This window comes from Devosia sp. P1_H9 (genome assembly GCF_056405135.1).
Genome location: NZ_JBFUCQ010000005.1, coordinates 131,077 through 153,269, shown reverse-complemented (window position 1 = coordinate 153,269; position 22,193 = coordinate 131,077). Strand labels below are relative to the sequence as shown.

Annotated in this window: 19 protein-coding genes; 10 read left to right on the top strand and 9 right to left on the bottom strand. The window is 65.0% G+C overall.

Translation table 11 applies throughout. The features are described 5' to 3' along the window. Positions 1 to 74: 74 nt before the first annotated feature. The 4 genes from AC1DYL_RS11475 to AC1DYL_RS11460 are packed head-to-tail and all read left to right on the top strand — an operon-like array spanning position 75 to position 3,908. A complete protein-coding gene (locus AC1DYL_RS11475) occupies positions 75 to 998 on the top strand; it encodes an ABC transporter permease subunit (protein ID WP_477149894.1) in 924 nt (307 codons plus the stop codon). Further along, positions 998 to 1,915, top strand: coding sequence for an ABC transporter permease (locus AC1DYL_RS11470; RefSeq protein ID WP_477149893.1), 918 nt, complete (start codon positions 998 to 1,000; stop codon positions 1,913 to 1,915). Before AC1DYL_RS11475 ends, AC1DYL_RS11470 begins: the two co-directional genes overlap by 1 nt. Before the next feature lie 2 nt (positions 1,916 to 1,917). Further along, positions 1,918 to 2,901 carry an ABC transporter ATP-binding protein gene (locus AC1DYL_RS11465; protein ID WP_477173221.1) on the top strand — a complete coding sequence of 328 codons (984 nt, stop codon included), beginning with the start codon at positions 1,918 to 1,920 and terminating at the stop codon, positions 2,899 to 2,901. Beyond that, positions 2,901 to 3,908: an ABC transporter ATP-binding protein gene (locus AC1DYL_RS11460; RefSeq protein WP_477149891.1), complete on the top strand. Its 1,008-nt coding sequence runs from the start codon at positions 2,901 to 2,903 to the stop codon at positions 3,906 to 3,908. Before AC1DYL_RS11465 ends, AC1DYL_RS11460 begins: the two co-directional genes overlap by 1 nt. On the opposite strand, the gene AC1DYL_RS11455 is transcribed toward AC1DYL_RS11460, so the two are convergent. Continuing rightward, the gene (locus AC1DYL_RS11455) at positions 3,892 to 4,386 is read right to left on the bottom strand and encodes a response regulator (protein WP_477157115.1); all 495 of its coding nucleotides are present in this window, start codon (positions 4,384 to 4,386) and stop codon (positions 3,892 to 3,894) included. The genes AC1DYL_RS11460 and AC1DYL_RS11455 overlap by 17 nt on opposite strands. 157 nt (positions 4,387 to 4,543) lie before the next feature. On the opposite strand from AC1DYL_RS11455, the gene ykgO reads away from it, so the two are divergent. After that, the gene (gene ykgO / locus AC1DYL_RS11450) at positions 4,544 to 4,669 is read left to right on the top strand and encodes a type B 50S ribosomal protein L36 (protein ID WP_055046235.1); all 126 of its coding nucleotides are present in this window, start codon (positions 4,544 to 4,546) and stop codon (positions 4,667 to 4,669) included. 283 nt (positions 4,670 to 4,952) lie between these two features. Here the strand turns inward: ykgO and AC1DYL_RS11445 are convergent, their stop codons facing one another. The 3 genes from AC1DYL_RS11445 to AC1DYL_RS11435 all read right to left on the bottom strand — a co-directional run bounded on the left by AC1DYL_RS11445 (position 4,953) and on the right by AC1DYL_RS11435 (position 8,484). Further along, positions 4,953 to 6,341 carry a M20/M25/M40 family metallo-hydrolase gene (locus AC1DYL_RS11445; RefSeq protein ID WP_477173220.1) on the bottom strand — a complete coding sequence of 463 codons (1,389 nt, stop codon included), beginning with the start codon at positions 6,339 to 6,341 and terminating at the stop codon, positions 4,953 to 4,955. A gap of 80 nt (positions 6,342 to 6,421) precedes the next feature. After that, entirely contained in the window at positions 6,422 to 7,858 is a 1,437-nt protein-coding gene (gene pyk / locus AC1DYL_RS11440; RefSeq protein ID WP_477149888.1) for a pyruvate kinase, read from the bottom strand. Continuing rightward, positions 7,855 to 8,484 carry a DUF1036 domain-containing protein gene (locus AC1DYL_RS11435; RefSeq protein ID WP_477149887.1) on the bottom strand — a complete coding sequence of 210 codons (630 nt, stop codon included), beginning with the start codon at positions 8,482 to 8,484 and terminating at the stop codon, positions 7,855 to 7,857. The genes pyk and AC1DYL_RS11435 overlap by 4 nt, the downstream gene beginning before the upstream one ends. Before the next feature lie 204 nt (positions 8,485 to 8,688). On the opposite strand from AC1DYL_RS11435, the gene AC1DYL_RS11430 reads away from it, so the two are divergent. Beyond that, complete coding sequence (locus tag AC1DYL_RS11430; protein ID WP_299639417.1) at positions 8,689 to 8,961, top strand: DUF2312 domain-containing protein; 273 nt, start codon at positions 8,689 to 8,691, stop codon at positions 8,959 to 8,961. Positions 8,962 to 8,988: 27 nt separating this feature from the next. Then, a complete protein-coding gene (locus AC1DYL_RS11425; protein WP_477173219.1) occupies positions 8,989 to 9,939 on the top strand; it encodes a family 43 glycosylhydrolase in 951 nt (316 codons plus the stop codon). A gap of 3 nt (positions 9,940 to 9,942) precedes the next feature. On the opposite strand, the gene AC1DYL_RS11420 is transcribed toward AC1DYL_RS11425, so the two are convergent. The 5 genes from AC1DYL_RS11420 to AC1DYL_RS11400 all read right to left on the bottom strand — a co-directional run bounded on the left by AC1DYL_RS11420 (position 9,943) and on the right by AC1DYL_RS11400 (position 18,955). Next, entirely contained in the window at positions 9,943 to 11,433 is a 1,491-nt protein-coding gene (locus AC1DYL_RS11420; protein ID WP_477173218.1) for a helicase HerA domain-containing protein, read from the bottom strand. A 247-nt stretch (positions 11,434 to 11,680) separates the two neighbouring features. After that, positions 11,681 to 13,603 (bottom strand): 1-deoxy-D-xylulose-5-phosphate synthase, encoded by a 1,923-nt coding sequence (gene dxs, locus AC1DYL_RS11415; RefSeq protein WP_477173217.1) that lies wholly within the window; start codon positions 13,601 to 13,603, stop codon positions 11,681 to 11,683. Between the two features lie 91 nt (positions 13,604 to 13,694). Then, positions 13,695 to 15,341 carry a peptidoglycan L,D-endopeptidase MepK gene (locus AC1DYL_RS11410; protein ID WP_477173216.1) on the bottom strand — a complete coding sequence of 549 codons (1,647 nt, stop codon included), beginning with the start codon at positions 15,339 to 15,341 and terminating at the stop codon, positions 13,695 to 13,697. Between the two features lie 272 nt (positions 15,342 to 15,613). Continuing rightward, the gene (locus AC1DYL_RS11405; protein ID WP_477173215.1) at positions 15,614 to 17,299 is read right to left on the bottom strand and encodes a L,D-transpeptidase family protein; all 1,686 of its coding nucleotides are present in this window, start codon (positions 17,297 to 17,299) and stop codon (positions 15,614 to 15,616) included. A gap of 171 nt (positions 17,300 to 17,470) precedes the next feature. Continuing rightward, the gene (locus AC1DYL_RS11400; RefSeq protein ID WP_477173214.1) at positions 17,471 to 18,955 is read right to left on the bottom strand and encodes a sigma-54-dependent transcriptional regulator; all 1,485 of its coding nucleotides are present in this window, start codon (positions 18,953 to 18,955) and stop codon (positions 17,471 to 17,473) included. A 249-nt stretch (positions 18,956 to 19,204) separates the two neighbouring features. On the opposite strand from AC1DYL_RS11400, the gene AC1DYL_RS11395 reads away from it, so the two are divergent. The 3 genes from AC1DYL_RS11395 to AC1DYL_RS11385 all read left to right on the top strand — a co-directional run bounded on the left by AC1DYL_RS11395 (position 19,205) and on the right by AC1DYL_RS11385 (position 22,190). Continuing rightward, a complete protein-coding gene (locus tag AC1DYL_RS11395; protein ID WP_477173363.1) occupies positions 19,205 to 20,968 on the top strand; it encodes a M3 family oligoendopeptidase in 1,764 nt (587 codons plus the stop codon). Positions 20,969 to 21,107: 139 nt separating this feature from the next. Continuing rightward, positions 21,108 to 21,731: an outer membrane protein gene (locus tag AC1DYL_RS11390; RefSeq protein ID WP_477173213.1), complete on the top strand. Its 624-nt coding sequence runs from the start codon at positions 21,108 to 21,110 to the stop codon at positions 21,729 to 21,731. 213 nt (positions 21,732 to 21,944) lie between these two features. Further along, a complete protein-coding gene (locus AC1DYL_RS11385; RefSeq protein WP_477173212.1) occupies positions 21,945 to 22,190 on the top strand; it encodes an aa3-type cytochrome c oxidase subunit IV in 246 nt (81 codons plus the stop codon). Positions 22,191 to 22,193 lie beyond the last annotated feature (3 nt).

Here is a 22,193-nt window from a genome sequence, read left to right as displayed (position 1 = left end):
CGCGGTCCCAGATTGTATTTTTGCCGCCGGCTTACGGCGCTCCCCGCGGGCTGGCGGGAAAGGTCACACACAACATGTTCGGATATGCGCTCAGGCGCGTGCTGACGGCTATCCCGATCGTCCTGATCACGATCACCGTCTGCTTTTTCATCCTCAGGCTGGCGCCCGGCGGGCCGTTCGACGGCGAGCGCGCGCTGCCGCCCGACGTGATGAAGAACCTCAGGGCCCACTACAATCTCGATCAGCCGCTGATCACGCAGTACCTCATCTACCTGGGTGGGGTGTTCCGCGGCGATTTCGGTCCCTCCATGGTGATGGAGGATTTCTCGGTATCCCGGCTCATCGGCATCGGGCTGCCCTTTACCCTGATGCTCGGCTTTTCCGCCTTCGTCGTCGGCACCATTGGCGGCATGGTCGCCGGCGCGGTTGCGGCGGTGAACCAGAACAAGTGGCCGGACTACCTGCTGGTCGCGATCGTCCTGGTCGGCATCATCATCCCCAATTTCCTGATGGCCAACCTCGTGCAGCTGTTCTTCGGGGTGTACCTCCGCTGGCTGCCGGTGGGCGGCTATCAACCGGGCTCGCTCATCCACCTCGTGCTGCCGATCTTCATTTTGGCGCTGCCGCATGGCGGACGCGTCGCCCGGCTGGTGCGCGGCTCGATGATCGAGGTGCTCGGCACCAACTACGTCCGCACCGCCCGCTCGAAGGGGCTCGGCACCCGCCTGATCCTCGCGCGTCATGCGCTGAAGCCTGCACTGCTGCCGGTGGTCTCCTATCTCGGGCCAGGGCTCTCCTACCTCCTCACCGGCTCGCTGGTGGTGGAGCAGGTGTTCGCGCTGCCCGGTATCGGCAAGTACTTCATCACCGCCGCGCTCAACCGCGACTACGGGCTCGTGCTGGGCACCACCATTCTCTACGTTTTCATCATCCTGGCGCTGAACCTCATCGTCGACGTTCTCTACGCCTGGCTTGATCCCAAGGTGAGGTACCGCTGATGGCCGGGATTACTGGCAAGGATGCGGCCCTCACCGCTTACGCCGATGCGCTGGCCGCCGAGGCCCCCAAGGGCCGGTCGCTGACGCAGGACGCGTTGCGCCGGCTGTTCAACAACAAGGCGGCGCTGGTCTCGATCTTCGTGCTCACGGCCATCGTGCTGTTCGCGCTGGTCGGGCCGTATTTCCTGCCCTGGGCTTACGACAAGATCGATTGGGCCGGCATCCGCAAGCCGCCCGACTGGGCCAAGGGCCACTATTTCGGCACCGACCAGAACGGCCGCGACATGCTAGCACGTACCCTCCAGGGCACGCAGATGTCGCTGCTGGTGGCGGGCGTCGCTACCGTCGTGTCGGTGGTGATCGGCATCCTCTACGGCGCCATCGCGGGCTATTTCGGCGGCAAGATCGACGCCGTCATGATGCGCTTCGTCGACATCATGTACGCGCTGCCCTACATCCTGTTCGTCATCATCCTGGTGGTGATCTTCGGGCGCTCCCCCGTGCTGCTGTTCGTCGGCATTGGCTGCCTCGAATGGCTCACTATGGCGCGCATCGTTCGCGGGCAGACGCTGTCGATCAAGCAGCGCGAGTTCATCGAAGCGGCGAAGGCCGGCGGGGCAGGGCCCTTCACCATCATCTTCCGCCACATCGTGCCCAACCTCACCGGCCCGGTGGTGATCTACGCCACGCTCACCATCCCCGAGATCATCATCACCGAGAGTTTCCTCTCTTATCTCGGGCTGGGCGTCCAGGAACCGCAGACCTCGCTCGGCACGCTGATCTCGTTCGGCGCCCCCGTGGCCGAGGCGCTGCCATGGATGCTTTTCACCCCGGCCGCCATCCTCGTCAGCATGCTGCTCTGCCTGTCCTATCTGGGCGACGGCCTGCGTGACGCGCTCGACCCCAAGGACCGATAGACATGGCCGATGTGCTTGTCGTCGACGATCTCGACGTAACGTTCGCCCTCCACGATTCCGAAGTGAAGGCAGTTTCCGATCTCGATTTCACCCTCTCCGAGGGCGAGACGCTCGCCATCGTGGGCGAAAGCGGGTCGGGCAAAAGCCAGGCCTTCCTCTCGATCATGGGCCTGCTCGCCAAGAACGGCAAAGCCTCCGGCCGCGCCATGCTGGGTGACGTCAACCTGATCGGCATGCCGGTGGACCGCTTGGACAGGTATCGCGGCAAAGACATCGCGATGATCTTCCAGGATCCGATGACCTCGCTGAACCCGACTTTGCGGGTCAAGACGCAGCTCGCCGAAGTGCTGGTGCGCCACCAGGGCTACGACAAAGAGAAGGCCTATCGCGCCGTCATCGAGATGCTGGAGCGGGTCGGCATTCCTGAACCGGTCAAGCGCGCCAACGCCTACCCGCACGAACTGTCGGGCGGCATGCGGCAGCGCGTGATGATCGCCATGGCGCTGCTCTGCAAGCCCAAGGTGCTGATCGCCGACGAGCCGACCACCGCGCTCGACGTCACCGTCCAGGCGCAGATGCTCGACCTGTTCAAGAACCTCACCAACGATTTCGGCACCGCGCTGGTGCTGATCACCCACGATCTGGGTGTCGTCGCCGGCGTCGCCGATCGGATGATGGTGATGTATGGCGGGCGCTGCGTCGAAAAGGGCCCGACCGACACCCTGTTCTACGATCCGCGCCACCCCTACACGCTGGGCCTCTTGCACTCGACGCCGCATGTCGCCAAGCGGGCCAAGCGGCTCGACCCAATACAGGGCTTGCCGCCCAGCCTCGAGCACCTGCCGCGCGGCTGTGCGTTCCATCCGCGTTGCGCCTTCCGCTTCGAGCGCTGCTTCGAGGAACGGCCGCCATTGCTGCCAGTCGAGGACGTGCGCGAAAAGGCCTGCTGGTATCAGGGCGAACTCAAATACGAGGAGGTCGCGTGATGCTCGATCGCACCGAAGACCTCCTGAAGGTAGAGAACCTCTCGAAGAGCTTCTCCATCTCGGCCGGGCTGTTCGCGAAGCCCTTCCAGCTGCGCGCCCTGCAGGACATCAACTTCACCGTCAAACGCGGCGAAACCCTCGGCATCGTGGGTGAGAGCGGCTGCGGTAAGTCGACCCTGGGCCGCTGCATCCTGCAGCTGCTGACCCCCGACGAGGGCCGCGTCCTCTGGCTCGGGCAGGACATCAGCAAGCTGCCGGCCGAAGAGATGCGGAAGAAACGCCGCGATCTGCAGATCATCTTCCAGGATCCGCTGGCCTCGCTCAATCCGCGCATGACCGTGGGTGAGATCATCGCCGATCCGCTGCGCACCCTGATGCCCGAGATCGACGCCAAGGGCAGGCGCGAGCGCGTGTTGCGGACCATGGAGGCCGTCGGCCTCCTGCCTGAAATGATCAACCGCTATCCGCACGAGTTTTCGGGCGGGCAGGCGCAGCGCATCGGCATTGCCCGGGCGCTGATCAGCGAGCCCAAGCTGATCGTCTGCGACGAGCCGGTGTCGGCGCTCGACGTGTCGATCCAGGCGCAGATTCTGAACCTCCTCAGCGACCTCAAGGACGAGTTCGGGCTGACGCTGATCTTCATCTCGCACAACCTGAGCGTCGTGCGGCACGTCTCCGACCGCATCCTCGTGCTCTATCTTGGCCGGGTGGTCGAACTCGCCGATGGGGACGACCTCTATGACGATCCCAAGCACCCCTACACGCGGGCGCTGCTGACGGCAGTACCGATTCCCGATCCGAAACGGGCGCGACAACGGACCATCGAAGGGCTGGTGGGCGAGATCCCCTCGCCGATCAATCAGCCATCGGGGTGCACGTTCCGGACGCGGTGCCGCTATGCGATCGAGGGTTGCGCCAAGGTAAGGCCGCCGCTGGAGACGCTGCCAGGCGGCCGGCTCGTCGCCTGCATCCGCTGGCCGGAGCTCGACCTCAAGCCGGGCGCTTAGTCCGGCGCTCGTCGCCCTTGAAGCCGGCACGCTTCCGCCTGCGGTCAGGACCGGCAAAGGTCCTGGCCTCGATGAACTCGCGCGGTGCTGCAAGGACGGAGGCCAGCCGGGCCTCGATCTGCTGCGCGGCGAAGGGCTTGCGCAGGAACTCGGTGACGCCGGCATCGCGCGCCATCGCGATCTCGGTCGCATCCGGGTTGGAGGACATCATGAGGACCGGCGTGTCGCGGTTGAGGCCGGCGGACGCGGCACGCAGCGCTTTCACCAGCGCAATGCCGTTCATCGGCTGCAATATGTCGTTCAGCATGATGGCGCCGAAGCGGTGGGTTTGCAGCGCCATGGCCGCGCCGTCGGAGCTCTGCACTTCGTCGACGCGCCGCACCTTGAGATGACGCAACATCTGGCCGATCAACGCTCCCATATGCGGGGAGGGATCGACAACGAGCACGTCGAGCTTGGAAAAGCTGGGCTTCTGCATCCGGGCAGTGTCGCACCTGGCCGTTGCCGGCCGGTTAATCGCGCAGGCCCCGGAAAACCGGCGCAAGGGCGTTGACAGAGGGGGCTTTTGCCCTTAATCACAGCCCCAATTCGAAGGGCGCGCGGCGCCTGTTTTTATTTTGGTTCCGAGGTTCGGCATGAAAGTCACCAATTCGCTCAAGGCTCTGATGGGTCGCCATCGTGCCAACAAGCTCGTTCGCCGCCGCGGCCGCGTGTACATCATCAACAAGGTGGACAAGCGCTACAAGGCCCGCCAGGGCTGAGCTGCTGCTCACGACTGCGTATTTGAGGGGCCCGCGAAAGCGGGCCCTTTGCTGTTGGTGACCATTCCATAGGCCTTCCCCTCCACCGGCCGTCATCCCGGCGAACGCCGGGACCCATTGCTCAGGTGGTTGACTCGGCCCGACCCTATCCGGTCCATCACAGCAAGGTCGGATGGGGCCGCGAGGGTGGATGGGTCAGAGCACTGGGTCCCGACTTTCGTCGGGATGACGGCCAGTGGTTAGCCGACATCGAAGAAGGCCCCGGGCCTTGCCGATCAGGCCCTTAGCCAGCAAATCCCGCGATAATGCGCAGCCACGAGCGGATGCCCTTGTGGAAGCTTGAGAGGTTGTACTTCTCGTTGGGCGAGTGGATGCGGTCGTCGTCGCGCGCGAAGCCGATCAACAGCGTGTCGAGCCCGAGCGTCTTCTTGAACTCGCCCGCGACCGGGATCGAACCACCCGAGCCGATCAGCGCCGCCTCGCTGCCCCATTCGTCCTTCAGCGCTGCCGCCGCCTTGCCGACGAACGGTCCATCGGTCGGCACCGAGACCGCCGGCGCCCCGCCGTGCTCATGAAAGCTCACCGTCGCGTCCGGCGGCAGGCGATCCTGCACGTGCTTCCTGAACGCCGCACGGATCTTCTTTGGGTCCATGCCCGAGACGAGCCGGAACGAGATCTTGGCGCTGGCCTTGGCCGGGATCACCGTCTTGAAGCCGTCCCCTGTATAGCCGCCGGTGATGCCGTTGATTTCGCAAGTTGGGCGCGAACGGGTCTGCTCCAGCACCGAGCGGCCCTTCTCGCCGGCCGGCGTCGTCAGCCCGGCACCCTGCATGAATGCCGCCTCGTCGTAGGGCAGGCGCTTCCACTGTGCCGCGATCCCGGCCGGCAGTTCCGCGACATCGTCGTAGAAGCCTTCAACCGCGACGCTGCCATCGGGGTTGCGCAGCGAAGCAATGATCTCGGCCAGCACCTGGATCGGGTTGCGCGCCGCGTTGCCGTACATGCCCGAATGCAGGTCATGGCTGGCGCAGGTGATCTCCACCTCTTCGCCCACCAACCCGCGCAGGCTGGTGACGATGGCCGGCGTCTCGGCGTTCCACAGGTCGGTGTCGCAGACCAGCGCGATATCCGCCGCGCCGAGCTCGGCCTTGTTGGCTTCGAGGAAGCCCGGCAGGCTCTTGCCACCCGACTCTTCCTCGCCCTCGAAGAACAGCGTCACCTTCACCGGCAGTGCGCCATTCACAGCCTTCCAGGCGCGGCAAGCCTCGACGAAGGTCAGGAGCTGCCCCTTGTCGTCCGAAGTGCCGCGGCCGACGATTCGCGTCTCGCCATCATCGCCCTTCACCAGCGTCGCGACGAACGGGTCGGTGTGCCACAGGTTCAGCGGATCGACCGGCTGTACGTCATAGTGGGCGTAAAACAGCACATGCGGGCCGCTGGCCGATTGGTCATGCGCCACCACCATCGGGTGTCCCGGCGTCGGCCGCACCGAAGCGTCGAAGCCGAGCGCCTTGAGGTCCGCCGCCAGCCAGTCCGCCGCCTTGCGCACCTCGCCGGCGTAGGCCGGATCGGTAGAGATCGACTTGATCGCCACCAGCGTCTTCAGCCGCTCGACGCTGTCATCGAGATGGGCATCGGCATGGGCGAGGGCGGCGTCGAGGGCGTTGGACATCGGGGCAATCCATCAATGAAAACGAAAATCCCTCCCTTTGTGGGGGAGGGATCGAGAAGTGACAGCCTAAGCGGACCGGATCAAGAGGATCCGGCGCCGTCCTGGCGGACGAAGGCGATGCGCAGCATGTTGGTCGCGCCGGGCGTGCCCAGCGGAATGCCGGCGGTGATCGCGATGCGGTCGCCGGGGCGGGCGAGGCCCTCGTTGTAGGCGATGACGCAGGCGCGATCGACCATGTCCTCGAGGTTCACCGCATCGGGCGATTCCACGCAGTGGATGCCCCACACGACTGAAAGCCGGCGGACGGTTCTGAGATTCGGCGACAGCGCGAGGATCGGCTTTGATGGCCGCTCGCGCGCCGCTCGGATCGCGGTTGAGCCGGACGAAGTGTAGGTGACGATGGCCGCCAGATCGAGCGTCTCGGCCACCTGGCGGGTCGCCGCGGAGATCGCGTCGGCTGCCGTTGCCTCAGGCTCGGCAGCCTGGGCGCGGATGATGCCGCGGTAGTTGCTGTCGCCTTCGACGGCGACAGCGACCTTGTTCATCATGGCCACGGCTTCGACCGGATACATACCCGAGGCGCTTTCGGCCGACAGCATCACCGCATCGGCACCCTCGAACACGGCGATCGACACGTCCGAGACTTCGGCGCGGGTCGGCACAGGCGAGGTGATCATCGATTCCAGCATCTGGGTCGCAACCACCACGGGCTTACCATAGCGGCGGGCGATGCGGATCATGCGCTTCTGGAGGCCCGGGACCTGCTCGAGCGGCAGTTCCACGCCGAGATCGCCGCGCGCCACCATGAAGGCGTCGCACAGCTTGATGATCTCTTCGAGCCGCTCGACGGCCTGCGGCTTTTCGATCTTGGCCATGACGCCGGCGCGGCCCTGGACGATCTTCCGGATATCGATGATATCCTCGGGCCGCTGCACGAAGCTGACCGCGATCCAGTCGGCCTCCGCCTCGAGCCCCTTCAACAGGTCGGCGTGGTCCTTCTCGGTCAGCGCGCCCATCGGCAGCAGCGTGTCGGGCAGGCTCACGCCCTTCTTGTCGCTCAGCTTGCCGCCGTAGATCACTTCGGTCTCGACCTGCCCGCCGCCGACCTTGGTGGCCCTCAGCTGCAGCTTGCCGTCATCGAGCAGCAGGCGATCGCCCACCGAGACGGACTCGAGGATTTCCGGATGCGGCAGGAACACGCGCTCGACCGTGCCGGGCGTCTCGGAGCTATCGAGCGTAAACTTGGCGCCGGCAACCAGCTGCACGGCACCATCGGCGAAGCGGCCGACGCGGAGCTTGGGGCCCTGCAGGTCGACGAGGATGCCGATCGGATGGTGCAGCCGGGCCTCGACATTGCGGATGAAGCCGACGGTCTGCTTCAGCAGCTCGTGGCTGGCGTGGCTCATGTTGATGCGGAACACGTCCGCACCGGCGCGCGCCAGCTTCTCGATCGTGGCTTCATCGTTGGACGCAGGGCCCAGGGTGGCGACGATCTTCACGCGTCTCATGCGTCTCATTCGAGGGGTGCACCTTCATCAGTAGGAGTATCGTCGGCGGGAGGAGCCGCGCCGTCGGTGGGGAGGTCGCCTTCCAGCGGTACAGTCTCTTCGGTGGCGTCCGTATCGTTGCTGATCACCTCGCCGTCGGTGAGCTGCAACGTCCAGTCGCTGCGGTTATTGGTGTCGACCTCGAAGAAGCCGGTGCGTTCGTAGCCGCGCGCCAGGCAATCCTCAACCCCGAAGATGGTGAAGGTCTCGTCGCGGGTGCACATGAAGACGCTGCCGTCCCAGGCCCCGCCGCTGATATCGTCGGCGGCATAGAGGTAGTAGTAGCGCCGCGCCTCAAGGTCGCCGCGGTAGACGGTGACGCAATTGTCGGGCTCAGCCACCCACCAGCCTTCGGACTGCCAGCCCTTCTCGGCGCGATAGCCGAAGGCGATGGAGACCTTGTTGGCGGTTTCGTTGCAGACGCGGAAGCTGCCTTCACCGGCTTCGGTGGCGGCGTTCGGGTCGGCCGGAGCCTGCGATTGGGCTTGGGCGGCGGCAGGGCTCAGCGGCGCGTCAGCGCGCGGCAGGAAAACCCAGATGGTGATAGCGATGAACGCGGCGGCGAGCACACCAGCGATGGCCAGGATGTAGCGCAATGGACCGTCCGGATTCGATGCCTGAAATCGTTTGCAGCGCGCGAGGTGTTGTGCGCAGCGCTCCGCCCGCTGTCAACCGGTAAACGAGGCTTTTGGCGGAATTACGAAACTGCTTGGGCACGCGGTGTGGATTGATGTCGAATGAGCTTGAACCAGCGTCGCCGAACGGGTTGAACGGGGGCCGAAAAGCAGAGGAATTCGACTATGGCCACCGTCTCCCCCGATAGCGTCGCACAGGACCAGATCAAAGCCTTCATCGAGCGCATCGAGCGACTCGAGGAAGAAAAGGCCGCAATCGCCGGCGACATCAAGGAAGTTTACGCGGAGGCCAAGGGCAACGGCTTCGACACCAAGGTGCTGCGCAAGATCATCTCGATCCGCAAGCAGGACCACGCCGAGCGCATGGAGCAGGAAGCGCTGCTGGAACTCTATCTGACCGCACTCGGCATGGCCGCTGCGCCCAGCGACGACGAGTAACAAGACCAACCGGGGCGGGAGGCACCAATGAGCGCGCCGATCTATCGCGATCCGATCGCCGATGGTGCCGCCGACCCGACGGTCGTTCGCAAGGCGGGCACCGGCGAATGGTGGATGTTCTACACCAATCGCCAGCCCGCTTCGGACGGGCCCAAATTCACCTGGATTCACGGTTCGCCCATCGGCGTCGCGGTCTCGACCGACGATGGTGCCAGTTGGGTTTACCGCGGAACCGTCGCCGGGCTCGATGCGCCCGCGGACCTGGGGCAGCGCAATACGCACTGGGCGCCCGAGGTGATCTTTGCGGAGGGGCAATATCATATGTTCCTCAGCTACCTTACGGGCGTGCCGCATGATTGGCCGGGCTTCGACCGGACGATCGTCCATTTCACCAGCCCCGATCTCGAGAATTGGACACGGGTCGGCCCGCTGACCCTATCAAGCAGCAGGGTTATCGATGCCTGCGTGTTCCACTGTCCCGACGGGCTGTGGCGGCTCTGGTACAAGGACGAGGCCAAGGGCTCCGGCACCTGGGCCGCCACCAGCCCCGACCTGTTCGACTGGACCGTCGAGGGTCAGGTGCTGCCCGCCAACCCGGACGGCCCGCCGCACGAAGGGCCGAACGTCTTCGAACTCGGCGGCTGGTACTGGCTCATCGTCGATGAATGGCACGGGCAGGCGGTCTATCGCTCGACTGATACCCGCAACTGGGAGCGGCAGGGCCTGATCGGCGGCGAGCCCGGCGTGGACCCGGTGGACCGGCGCTATGTCCGACACGCCGATGTCGAGGTCGTCGGCGACCATGCGGCGCTCTACTACTTCACCCATCCCGAATGGGACGAGCGCAGCCAGGCGGAAGGGCCGCCAGACGTCGCTGCGCGGCGCACCGCAATCCACCACGCTCGCCTCACGGTTTCGGATGGCAAGCTGGTGTGCGAGCGGAATATTCCCGCCGACCTGCCGCTGCTGCGCGGCTAAGCCTTATTCCGCCGCCGAGCGCTCGTCATGATCGGGCGCATCAGGGCTGCCCGGCCCGGTTTCGGTGCCCAGATCGGGGAAGGCGACGATGCGCTGGTTGCGCAGGTCCATGCGCACCACCAGCAGCCCTCGTTCCTCGAAATAGGCGAGGAGGCGGCGAGCCCGTCCGGTCGAATGGGTGCCATAGGCACGGGCCAGCGCCGCGTCGGAAGGGCAGGGGGCGCCTTCGAGAGCGGCCCGGGCCAGCACCAGGAACACGCCCTGGACGTCGTCGGCCAGTTGCGTCGAGAGCGACAGCGCGTGCTGCCAGGTCTCGGAGCCGGCGGTATCGGCATCGACGCCCGCCCGGACCACCGCGAGCTTGCGGCGGAAGGCCGGCAGAGCCAGCACGTCGCCCGGTACGCGGCGGATGCGGCAACGGACCAGGAAGTCCTGATAGAGCACCGCCACAGAGCGGAACGAGGCGTCGCGATCCTCGAGCAGCTCGCGGATCACGCCGTCGAGTGCCGCCTCGCGCTCGGACGCGTCGATCAGCGCTTCCTCGACGCGGAGCTGCGGCGTCTGCGTGCGCACCAGCTGCTCCAGCAACTCAGTGGTCGAGGGCGGCGGAGGCGGGGCAGGGCGGCGGACTCGCGGTGCTGGTTCCGGCGCGCGGGTGAAGATCAGTTCCTTGGCATCCACCGGCGCATCGGGCAGCGGCATCAGCTTGGGGCTGGTGGAGCGGGCCGAGGTCTCGACCTCGCCGATCACCATCGGCAGCGGCCGGCGCGACAGGGCGGGACCGAGGGCGACGAAGTGGCCGCGCGCCAGGTCGCGGAACATTTCGGCCTGCCGGCGCTCCATGCCGAGCAGGTCCGCGGCGCGGGCCATGTCGATATCGAGGAAGGTGCGGCCCATTAGGAAATTCGAGGCTTCGGCGGCGACGTTCTTCGCCAGCTTGGCCAATCGCTGCGTGGCGATCACACCGGCCAGCCCGCGCTTGCGGCCGCGGCACATCAGGTTGGTCATCGCCCCGAGCGACAGTTTTCGCGCTTCGTCCGAGACTTCGCCGGCGATCGCCGGGGCGAACAGCTGGGCTTCGTCCACCACCACCAGCATCGGATACCAGTAGTCGCGATCGGCATCGAACAGCCCGCCGAGGAAGGCCGCGGCGCAGCGCATCTGCTGCTCGACATCGAGCCCCTCGAGGCTCAGCACCACCGAGACGCGGTGCTGGCGGACGCGGGCGGCGATACCGGTGAGCTCAGCCTCGCTGCGCGAGGCGTCGACGACGAGGTGGCCGTACTTGTCAGCCAGGGTGACGAAATCGCCCTCGGGATCGACGATGCACTGCTGCACCCACGGCGCGCTCTGCTCGAGCAGGCGCCGGAGCAGGTGCGATTTGCCGGAGCCGGAATTGCCCTGGACGAGCAGGCGCGTCGCGAGCAGTTCCTCGAGATCGAGCCTTGCCTCGGCGCCACCCTGCGCCACACCCATGTCAATGCCGACCTGCATGGAGTGTGGTTAGCTGATTCTTGGGTGGAAGGTCGCACTGAACACGGCTTAACCCCCGAGCGTCACATCCAACACCGGCCGTCATCCCGGCGAAAGCCGGGGACCCACTGCTCGAACGGCAGGTCCGGACGCGGGACGTGCCGGTCCATCGTCGATAGGTCGGAGACGGCCAGCGTCGTGATGGGCTGGTGCACTGGGTCCCGGCTTTCGCCGGGATGACGGCCGGTGGGATAGGAGGCCCCTAAGCCTAAGCCTTAGTCGTCCGCGGCGCCGCGGCCGCGTCGATTCCCAGCGTCGTCAGCGCAGTCGCGACAATCCCGGCTCGGTCCAGACCCGCCACGGCATACATGTCGTTCACGCCCGCCTGCTCGGTGAACACGTCGGGGATCATCAGCGGCCGGAACTTCAGCTTGCCATCGAGCATGCCGTTGCTGGCGAGGAAGGTCGCCACGTGGCTGCCGAAGCCGCCGATGCCGCCTTCCTCGATGGTGATCAGCACCTCATGCTCCTTGGCCAGCCGGGCGAGCAGCGTCTCGTCGAGCGGCTTCAGGAACCGCATGTCGGCGATCGTCGGGTTGAGGCCATAGGCCATCAGCTTTTCGCCGGCGGTGATGACTTCGCCGAGACGCGTGCCGAAATTGACCAGCGCCACCGACTTGCCCTCACGGAGGATCCGGCCCTTGCCGATTTCGAGCACCGTGCCGCGCGGCGGCAGTTCAACGCCGAGCCCATCGCCACGCGGATAGCGGAAAGCGATCGGGCCCTCGTCATAGGCGGCGGCGGTTGCCACCATGTGGCGGAGTTCGGCCTCGTCGCCGGCCGCCATCACCACCATGCCGGGGATGGCACCGAGATAGGCGGCGTCATAGTTGCCGGCGTGGGTCGGGCCGTCGGCGCCGACATAGCCGGCCCGGTCGATGGCGAAGCGCACCGGCAGGCCCTGCACCGCAACATCGTGCACCACCTGGTCATAGGCGCGCTGCAGGAACGTCGAGTAGATGGCAACGAACGGCTTCATGCCCTCGGTCGCCATGCCGGCGGCGAAGGTCACGGCGTGCTGCTCGGCGATGCCGACGTCGAAGACGCGCGTTGGGAACAGCTCGGCGAACTTGTCGAGCCCGGTGCCGTTGGGCATCGCGGCGGTCACCGCGACGACGCGGTCGTCGGCCCTGGCTTCCTCGATCAGGCTCTGCGCAAACACCGAGGTGTAGCTCGGTGCGTTCGACTGCGGCTTGGTCTGGGCGCCGGTGATGACGTTGAACTTGTTGACGCCGTGGTACTTGTCGGCGGAGCTCTCCGCCGGGCCATAGCCCTTGCCCTTCTTGGTCACCACGTGAACGAGGATCGGGCCGGACTCGGCATCGCGCACGTTCTGCAGCACGTCGAGCAGGTCGTTCAGGTTGTGGCCGTCGATCGGGCCGACATAGAAGAAGCCCAGCTCTTCGAACAGCGTGCCGCCGGTGAAGAACGAGCGGGCGAACTCCTCGGTCTTTTTCGCCGTCTCGTGGATCAGCTTGGGCATCTTTTCGGTGATCGACTTCGCCGTGTCGCGGAAGCCGCGATAGAACGGGCCGGAAACGAGCTTCGCCAGGTACGAGCGCATCGCACCGGTGGGCGGCGCGATCGACATGTCGTTGTCGTTAAGGATGACGATCAGCCGCGCGTCCATCGCACCGGCATTGTTCATCGCCTCATAGGCCATGCCTGCGGACATCGCGCCATCGCCGATCACCGCGATGACGTTGCGCTTTTCGCCCTTCAGCCCCGAGGCTACTGCCATGCCGAGGCCGGCCGAGATCGAGGTCGAAGAGTGCCCGGCGCCGAACGGGTCGTATTCGCTCTCGGCGCGGCGGGTGAAGCCCGACAGCCCATCCTTCTGGCGCAGCGTGCGGATGCGGTCGCGGCGGCCGGTCAGCACCTTGTGCGGATAGGCCTGGTGGCCGACGTCCCAGATCAGGCGGTCGTTGGGAGTATCGAAGGTGGCGTGCAGCGCAACGGTGAGCTCGACCACACCGAGGCCGGCGCCAAGATGCCCGCCGGTCACGGATACCGCGTCGATCACCTCGGCGCGCAGCTCATCGGCAACCTGGCGAAGTTCGTCGCGCGACAGCGATTTCAGGTCGGCGGGGGTCGATACCTGATCAAGCAGCGGTGTTTGGGGCTTGTCCAAAAATCCCGATCCTTCGCCGGTGCGCGCCGGTCTCTCAAGAGAGACTTAGAGGCTCGGGTTCGGCATTGCAACGCCCGGAAGGCGCGGCTTTTTAGCGTTCCGCGACGAGCTGCAGACCGTCCGTCACGAAGCGGTCGTAAGCGGGAATTGCGGCGTTGTCGGGAAGGAAGGCGACACGGCCGGTCAGCGGGCCGAGTTCAGTGCCCTTTTCGAGGTAACCCTCGGCCTCGGTCATCTCGGCCCAGAACGCCGTGGTCATCAGCACCGGCTGCACCAGCGTGTCGTTGACGTGGTCGATTTCGGGGGCGACCAGCTCCATGTCGCGCAGCGCAATGCTCTGGTTGGGCTGGCGGCTCAAGGCAAGGTCGGCGAGGGCGGCCTGCATCGGCTGCGAGGCTTCGCTGCCGGTCAGCGCGTTGAAGGTCATGTCGAACATGCCCTTCAGCGCCGGCAAGCCATCGCCGCCGCCCAGCGATGCGGTCTGGATGCCGTCGGGGTTGAGCAGCTGTTCCTTGGTCGGCAGGCTGGCGACCACGGCGTTCTCACGCTCGATGATCATCTGCAGCGCCTTCTCGGCGGCCGGGTTGGTGCTGGTCGGCACATAGGCCGTGACCATGTCCTCGTCCTTGGGGCTCATCAGCTGACGCGGCTTGGGCAGCGGCTGGTCGATGGCGGCAAGGGCTGCGACCGCGGTCTGGCCGGTCTCGCCACCGAGCGGCGAACGCGTGGCGAGCTGGATGCGGGCGGATTTGGTCAGCGGTACCGGAGCGCCGACGGCCTCGAAGGCCGATATGTCGATGGCGGGCGGCAGGGCTGCTTCGGCCAGCTGGCTGCCGGTCTTGGTGCGGAACACCGGGACCGGGGCGGTGACTTCGAACGTCGGGACCACTCGCTGCGCCGGCTCTTCGGCCGAGGCGAGCATCACAGTGGCGCCGCCGAGCGTGCGCGGACGGATGGCAGGGATTGGCGCGGCTTCACCGGCATTTTCGGCGAGCATGGTGGCCGGAGCGCTCTCGAAGATCACGTCCCCGTCGCAGGGCACGGTGTGGCACTTGGTCCACTGCGCCTGCGCATAGGCGCGGCCTTCGCTGGAAAGCGGCTTGCCATCAGTCGGCAGATGCAGGGTCTTGCCGTCGGGGAAGACCTTCTTCAGCTGCGCCCGGGTCATGCGCGGCCAGGCGCGCACATTGCCGGTGTCCATGTGGACGAATGGGCTGCCGGAGGTGGGGTAGAACCCGACGCCGCCGACCTGATGCTTCATCGCGGTGGCGCGGAGCTTCGACAGGTTTACACCCGGAATGAAGACGTCCATCGCCTTGCCGCGCATGTGCTGCGAATTCTCGGCGACGCCGGACGACTTGGCGCGCAGCATCTTGTTGGTCTTGGGCGAACGGTAAGATGAAACGATGTTGTAGGGCTGGCTGGCGCCGACTTCCTGGTACACTTCCCAGAGCAGGTCGAAGAGGGCGGGATCCATCTTCGTTGGTTCTTTGGTCCGCCAGTCGGCGAGGAACACATTCATCTGCCGCAGCACGGCCTGGTCGTACTGGCCGTTGCGCTTGAAGGTGAAGCGGGCGGTCTCGCCGGTGTGGGTGTGGTGCAAGTAGAGCGTGCGGTCGCCGGCGCTGCCACCGCTGCCAAAAGCAGCGTTCACCGGCACGACGCTCGGCGGCAGCAGGACGGTCAACGCCATCGTCGCGGCGAAGAACAGCCGCGGCAAAGCCTGCCAAGATACCAACAGTTTCCCCAACACGCCCCGAACGACCCGTTGCAACCCAGTAGACGAGAAAGCCTAGCGCCAGTTCGATGAGAATACATTAACGCTAACGGCGGGTAAGCAAAGCAAGGCGCCCACCGTGCCGCTTTCTAGGCAGAAAATCCGGCTGAACCAAGGCCGAATTCCTAAGCAGTCGTAAACGCTTGGCCAACTGGCCTCATGCGACACCATGCGAAAGGGCCGGCGCCTCGCGGCAGCCGGCCCTTACTTCTAGTCTCGAACTGCCCTCAACGCTATTCCGCGAGCAGGTCTTTCAACCGCTGGTTCAGCCCATACACATCGCCGTAGGAGCGGATGGTGCCGTCGGCGTCGACGCGCAGCGTGAAGTACGAGATGTGCACCGGAATGTGGGTCTCGAGGTTCACCCAGCGCTCGGTATCGCCGAACATCGCCTCGAGCTTTGCGGCATTGAGCTCCGGCTCGAGCGCCAGCAACGCGTCGGCGAAGTCCATCGGGTTCTCGACGCGCACGCAGCCATGGCTGTAGGCGCGGAACGAGCGCGAGAACAGCGATTTGGACGGGGTGTCGTGCAGGTAGACATCGTGCTCGTTGGGGAACAGGAACTTCACCCGGCCGAGCGCATTGCCGCCGCCCGGCCGCTGCCGGATGTGGAAATTGTTGATGTTGGTCTGCGTCCAGTCAACGGCGGCCGCATTGATCACCTTGCCGCCCGACAGCATCTCCATGTTCTGGCTGGCGAGATAGCCCGGGTTGGCGAGGAGATGCGGCTTGATCTCGTTGGTGGCGATCGAGGCCGGCACGTTCCAGTACGGGTTGACGACGATGTGCTCGATCTCGTCGTTGAACACCGGCGTCTGGTTCTGCGGACGACCAACGACGACGCGCGTCGTGTAGTGGACGTCGTCCTTGTTCATGATCCAGAGGCGGAACTCGGGGATGTTCACCGTTACCTGGAAGTCGCCGTAGTCGTTCGGCTCCCAGCGCCAACGCTCCATGTTGGCGACGATGTCTTCCTTGGTGGTGGCCGAACCGCCATTCAGCGCCGCGATGGTCGCGGGCCCGATGACGCCGTCACCGTTGAGCCCGAGGCTCTCCTGGTAGGCCTTCACCGCGTCAACCAGCGGCTCGTCGTAGTTGAGGTCGACGGCGGCAGTGGCGCCGGCGGTCTCCGGGATATCGGGCTCCGGCACGTCGAGGCGCTGGCGCAGCAGCGTGACGCGTTCGTCCTGCATCCCCGGCTTCAGGAGCTTGCCCTCGGGAATGGTGATCGCGGCGTCCATCACGGCGCCGTCGTAGAATTTCGCCAGCGCGGCCTTGAGGCCAAGGAATTCCGGCTGGGTGGGCGACAGGGCCAGCAGGACCTTGTCCGGCTCCGGGCTGTCGGCCAGCTTCACCAGCATCTCGGCTTCGTTGATGCGCTTGGGGGTGATGGTCCAGGTGTCGTTCACCGCGGTCGGCGCGATTCGGCCGCCAAAGGCGTCCTGAGCATAGCGGATCGCCGCGGTGGAGAAGGCGGTCTCAAGCGCGGCGAGCTTCGCCGGATCGGTGCCAGCTGCTGAGACGTCGAGGTCGGCCGTCAGGTAGTCCGAGGGGCGGAAGCCTTCGAGTTCGGAAGCCTTGAAGACGTCGATGATCTTTTCGGCATTGGGCGAAAACGCGATCGAGCCGTCGGCGGCCTTGGTCAGCCAGAGCGGCTCGAAATGGCGAGCGCCATAAAAGAAGTAGAGCTTCTGGGTCTGCTGGTACGAGCGGGTGCCCTTTTCGGCAGCCGCGTAAGCCTGGGAGAGCCCAGCCTTGATGATCCGCGCCAGCTCGGTCTTGGGCGGCGCGATGACGATGCGGGTGGTTTCGATGCCGGCGACCGTCACGGTTTCCTGGGCCCAGGCTTGCGTGAAGATCGCAAATGGCGATGCGAGCGCCACCGTGCCCGCCAACAACAAGGCCTTCAGCATAGTCATTAAGTACTCCGTGCCCGGCTGGTGGGCTGGCAAGGGGCGGTGCGAGGGGGAGGATTCGGCACTTTTGCCCCAGATATGCATTTTGCTTAGCCCACAAATCTTAACGCTGACAATTCCTCGCGATTTTGTGAGTTCGGTCTGTGGACTTGGTGCAACTAACGCCCCGATCTCCTAGGCGGCGTCGCTCTCCAGGCCCTCGTCCAAACCGTACTCACGCAGCTTGCGGTAAAGTGTCGACCTGCCGATGCCCAGCGCCCGCGCCACCCGCGACATGCGGTAGCCGTAGTGGCGCAGCGCGAACACGATCAGTTCGCGCTCGACATCGGCGAGGGCAGCGACCTCGCCACTCTGCGCAACGAAGCGGTCGGCGACCGCACTCGTGCTCACAACCTCGCGTATTGGAGCGATAGCCTCGTCGATGTGAACCGGGGCTGAAGGGCTCGGAACGCTGGAAGTGAGCTTCAGCGCCTCCGCGCGACCGGCGCCGAGCGCCGCAATCTGCGGGAAGTCGGCACTCTCGAGATAGGCGCCATCGCTCAGCACCACGGCGCGATAGACTGCATTCTCCAACTGCCGGATGTTGCCCGGCCAGTTGTAGCCGCGCAGCAGTTCCATCGCAGGCTCGGAGATGCCAACGATGCGCTTGCCCGCCTCTGCAGCAAGCCGGGCGACAAAGTGCTCGACCAGCACGGGCAGGTCTTCCATGCGGTCGCGCAACGGCGGCACGTAAAGCGGGAAGACGTTGAGCCGGTAGTAGAGATCCTCGCGGAACGCGCCGGCTTTGGTGAGGTTCAGCAGCCGGCGATTGGTCGCCGAGATCAGCCGCACATTGACGCGCACCGGCTTGTCGGCGCCCAGCGGTTCAATCTCGCCCTCCTGGATCACGCGCAGGAGCTTCACCTGCGTTTCCATCGGCAATTCGCCGACCTCATCGAGGAAGATGGTGCCGCCGTTGGCTTCCATGAACTTGCCGGCATGGTCGGTGGTGGCGCCGGTGAACGCGCCCTTCCGATGCCCGAACAGGATCGACTCGACGAGATTGGCGGGGATGGCGCCGCAGTTGACCGTGACGAACGGTTTTCCTGCCCGGTCGCCCGAGCCCTGGATCACCCGTGCCACCAGCTCCTTGCCGACGCCGGTCTCGCCTTCGATCAGCACGGGGATGGTCGATTTGGCCGCCTTGGCACAAAGCGACAGCACCCGGTCCATGCTCGGGGCGCGGGTGACGATGTCGGCAATGCCCATCGTGCCGCTGAGCCGGCTGCGATCGGTGCGCACCAAGGTCTCGAGTTCGCCGAGTTTCAGCGCGTTGCGCAGCGACATGATCAGCCGCTCAGGCGCTACCGGCTTGACGAAGAAATCGGCAGCGCCCTGGCGCATCGCGGTGACGACGGTATCAAGTGACGAGTGTCCGGTCTGGACGATCACCGGGGTCGAGAGCCCGTCGCGGCGCATTGCTTCCATCACCGCCATGCCATCGAGATCGGGCATCACCAGATCGAGAACCATGGCGCCGATGCCGGGGTCGGCATGGAGCAGTTCCAGCGCCTGCCTGCCGCTGGTGGCTGTCACGGCAGAGAAACCGGCCCGGTTGGCGACCTCCGAAGTCAGCCGCAGTTGCACCAGGTCGTCATCAACTATCAGAACGCGCGTCATGGTCCTCCAGGACTTTTCGTTGCACGAAACGCCGCCCGCGGCGAATCGCGCTGTGCCGTTTTGGAGCAGCATGGGAGGGGTGGGTTAAGAGGCGATTAAGCCTGCCAAATCCGCCTTCCGCTTCCCATCGGCTGGCCCGGTGGCTAAGGTCGCGGCCGCTTTGAAGACCGAGGTGATGAATTGTCGAAGATCGAACTGACGCGTGCCCCCGAAGCCCAGGCCCAGCGGGGCCATAACCAGCTCGGCGACATGCCGGTGTGGAACCTCGACGATCTCTACACGGACAACGACTCGCCCAAGTTGAAGGCTGATCTGGCGGCAGCCAAGGCCGATGCCAAGAGCTTCGAGGCCGACTACAAGGGCAAGCTCGAGGCGCTGGCCAAATCCGGCAAGCTGATCGACGCGATCAAGCGCTACGAAGCGCTGAGCGATCTCAGCGGCAAGCTCGGTTCCTACGCATTCCTTCAGTACGTGCGGAACACCCAGGAGCCCGACAAGGTGAAGTTCCTCGGCGACCTCAGCCAGGCACTGACCGACCTTTCGACCGGCCTCATCTTCTTCGGCCTCGAGCTCAACCGCATCGACGAAGCCGTGCTCGAAGCCGCGCTCGCCGGCAATGCCGATCTCGGCCGTTATCGCCCGTGGTTCACCGAGCTGAGGAAGGCCAAGCCCTACCAGCTCGAGGACAAGATCGAAGAGCTGTTCCACGAGAAGTCGGTGACCGGCGCGGGCGCCTGGAACAGGCTGTTCGACGAAACCATGGCAGCCCTCAAGTTCAACGTCGACGGCGAGGAGCTGAACCTCGAATCGACGCTCAACTACCTCTCCGACAAGGACGAGACCAAGCGCGAAGCGGCGTTTGGCGGCATCTCGAAAACCCTGCACGGCAACGAGAAACTGTTCACCCACATCACCAACGTCCTCGCCAAGGACAAGGAAATCGCCGACCGCTGGCACGGCTTCAAGGACATCGCCGACAGCCGTCACCTCGAGAACTCGGTGGAGCGCGAAGTGGTGGATGCGCTGCAGACCGCCGTACGCGCCGCCTATCCGCGGCTCAGTCACCGCTATTACGCGATGAAGGCCAAGTGGTTCGGCAAGGACCAGCTCAACGCCTGGGATCGCAATGCGCCGCTGCCGACCAGCGACGATCGCGTCTACGACTGGCAGACCGCCAAGGACACGGTGATGCAGGCCTATGGCGCCTTCTCACCCAAGCTCGCCGAGATCGCCGAACCGTTCTTTGCCAAGGGCTGGATCGACGCCCCGACAAAGGACGGCAAGTCACCCGGCGCTTTCGCTCACCCGACTGTCCCCTCGGCGCACCCGTATCTGATGCTCAATTACCTGGGCAAATCGCGCGACGTGATGACCCTCGCGCACGAGCTGGGCCACGGCGTCCACCAGGTCCTCGCCGGCCCGCAGGGCGCGCTGATGGCGCCAACCCCGCTGACCCTCGCGGAAACCGCCTCGGTGTTCGGCGAGATGCTGACCTTCCGCTCCATGCTCGCCAACACCACCGACCCGACGCAGCGCTTCGCGATGCTCTCGAGCAAGGTGGAAGATATGCTCAACACCGTGGTCCGGCAGATCGCGTTCTACACCTTCGAGCGCGAGGTCCACACCAAGCGCAAGGAGGGCGAGCTGACCACGGCCGATCTCAACAAGATCTGGCTCGACATCGGTGCCGAGAGCCTTGGCCCCGCCATCAAGCTCAACGAAGGCTACGACATCTTCTGGGCCTACATCCCGCACTTCATCCACTCGCCGTTCTACGTCTACGCCTACGCCTTCGGCGATTGCCTCGTGAACTCGCTCTATGCGCAGTACGAGAAGTCGAGCGAAGGCTTCGCCGAGCGTTACTTCGAGTTGCTGAAGGCCGGCGGCAGTAAACACCACTCCGAACTCCTTGCCCCCTTCGGCCTTGACGCCCGCGACCCGGGCTTCTGGTCGCTTGGTTTGGGGATGATTGAGAGACTGATCAACGAGTTAGAGGCAACGCAGCCAAGTTGATGAAGACGTTGTCATACGAATGACTCCGCGGCTATCTTGCAACACTCACTGACTACTGTTGGGGGCGGCGCGACGTCTTGTTGACACATGGCGATTTCAAGGCAATCTCGTGGCCGGAGTATTTTGCTGGGGGCTTGGGATGATTCGTGCGCTGACGTTGGGCCTTTTGGCCGCTACCGTTGTGTCTTCGGCAATGGCGGCAGATTTGATTGTCGAGGAGCCGATTGCCGAGGCCGCGCTCGCGGCAAATGACTGGGACGGCGTCTATATCGGTGTGTTCGGCGGCTACGCGGCCGGTACTGCCAATGCCTTCGCTCTCGACCAGGATATCGAAGGCTGGCTGGCCGGTGCCGCAATCGGCGCGAACTTCACAGTGTCGGAAGCGATCGTTGCCGGTATCGTTGGCGATATTGCCTGGACGAACATTGGCGGCCCCATCAGCGGCGCGGAAGGCACTCTCGATTGGGCCGCGTCTATCCGCGGCAAACTCGGGTTCAACGGTGGGGCCTTCCTGCCATATGTAACTGCCGGTCTCGCGGTGACCGACCTGACGCTGGACAACGGTGTTGATCCCGCGGTCACGACGACGTTTGTCGGCTGGACGGCCGGCGCGGGCGTCGAGTTCGCCGCTACGGACGATCTGTCGATCGACCTGCTGTACCGCTACTCGGATTATGGCGTTCAGGAGATCACACTCGGCGGCACGTCGGATGTGACCCTCGTTACCCATCAGGTAAGTGCTGGTCTTAACTGGTCGTTCTGAGGATCACACGATGATTTCAAAGAGGGTCGCTGCAAGGCGGCCCTCTTTTGCTTTCGCTTGAGCACAACCATCGGATGCAGGGGGCTCGACGCAGCGGCGCGCTTGTAAGCTGTGCATCGGCAAAGTATGAGAAACCACGGCTCGTCCCACGCCGGCCTGGTCATGTGCCGGTTGTCGTTGGGACGCGCGAAGCCTGATTTCATCGAGGACCTGATGGCCAAGAAACCTGCCGCTGCTGCCACCCAAGAACTGCCGCCCGCGATGGACTATGCCCAGCACGAGGCGACCTATACCGGCTTCATCACCTTCGTGAAGTGGTCGATCGTGGCGCTGGTGTTCATCGTCCTCTCGCTCTACGCCTTCATCGAGGCGCATCAGCCGATCATCGGGGCGGCGCTGCTGCTGGCCATCCCCGTGCTAATCCTCAGCGTGATGGTGATGGGATCCCGCCGCACCTGACGG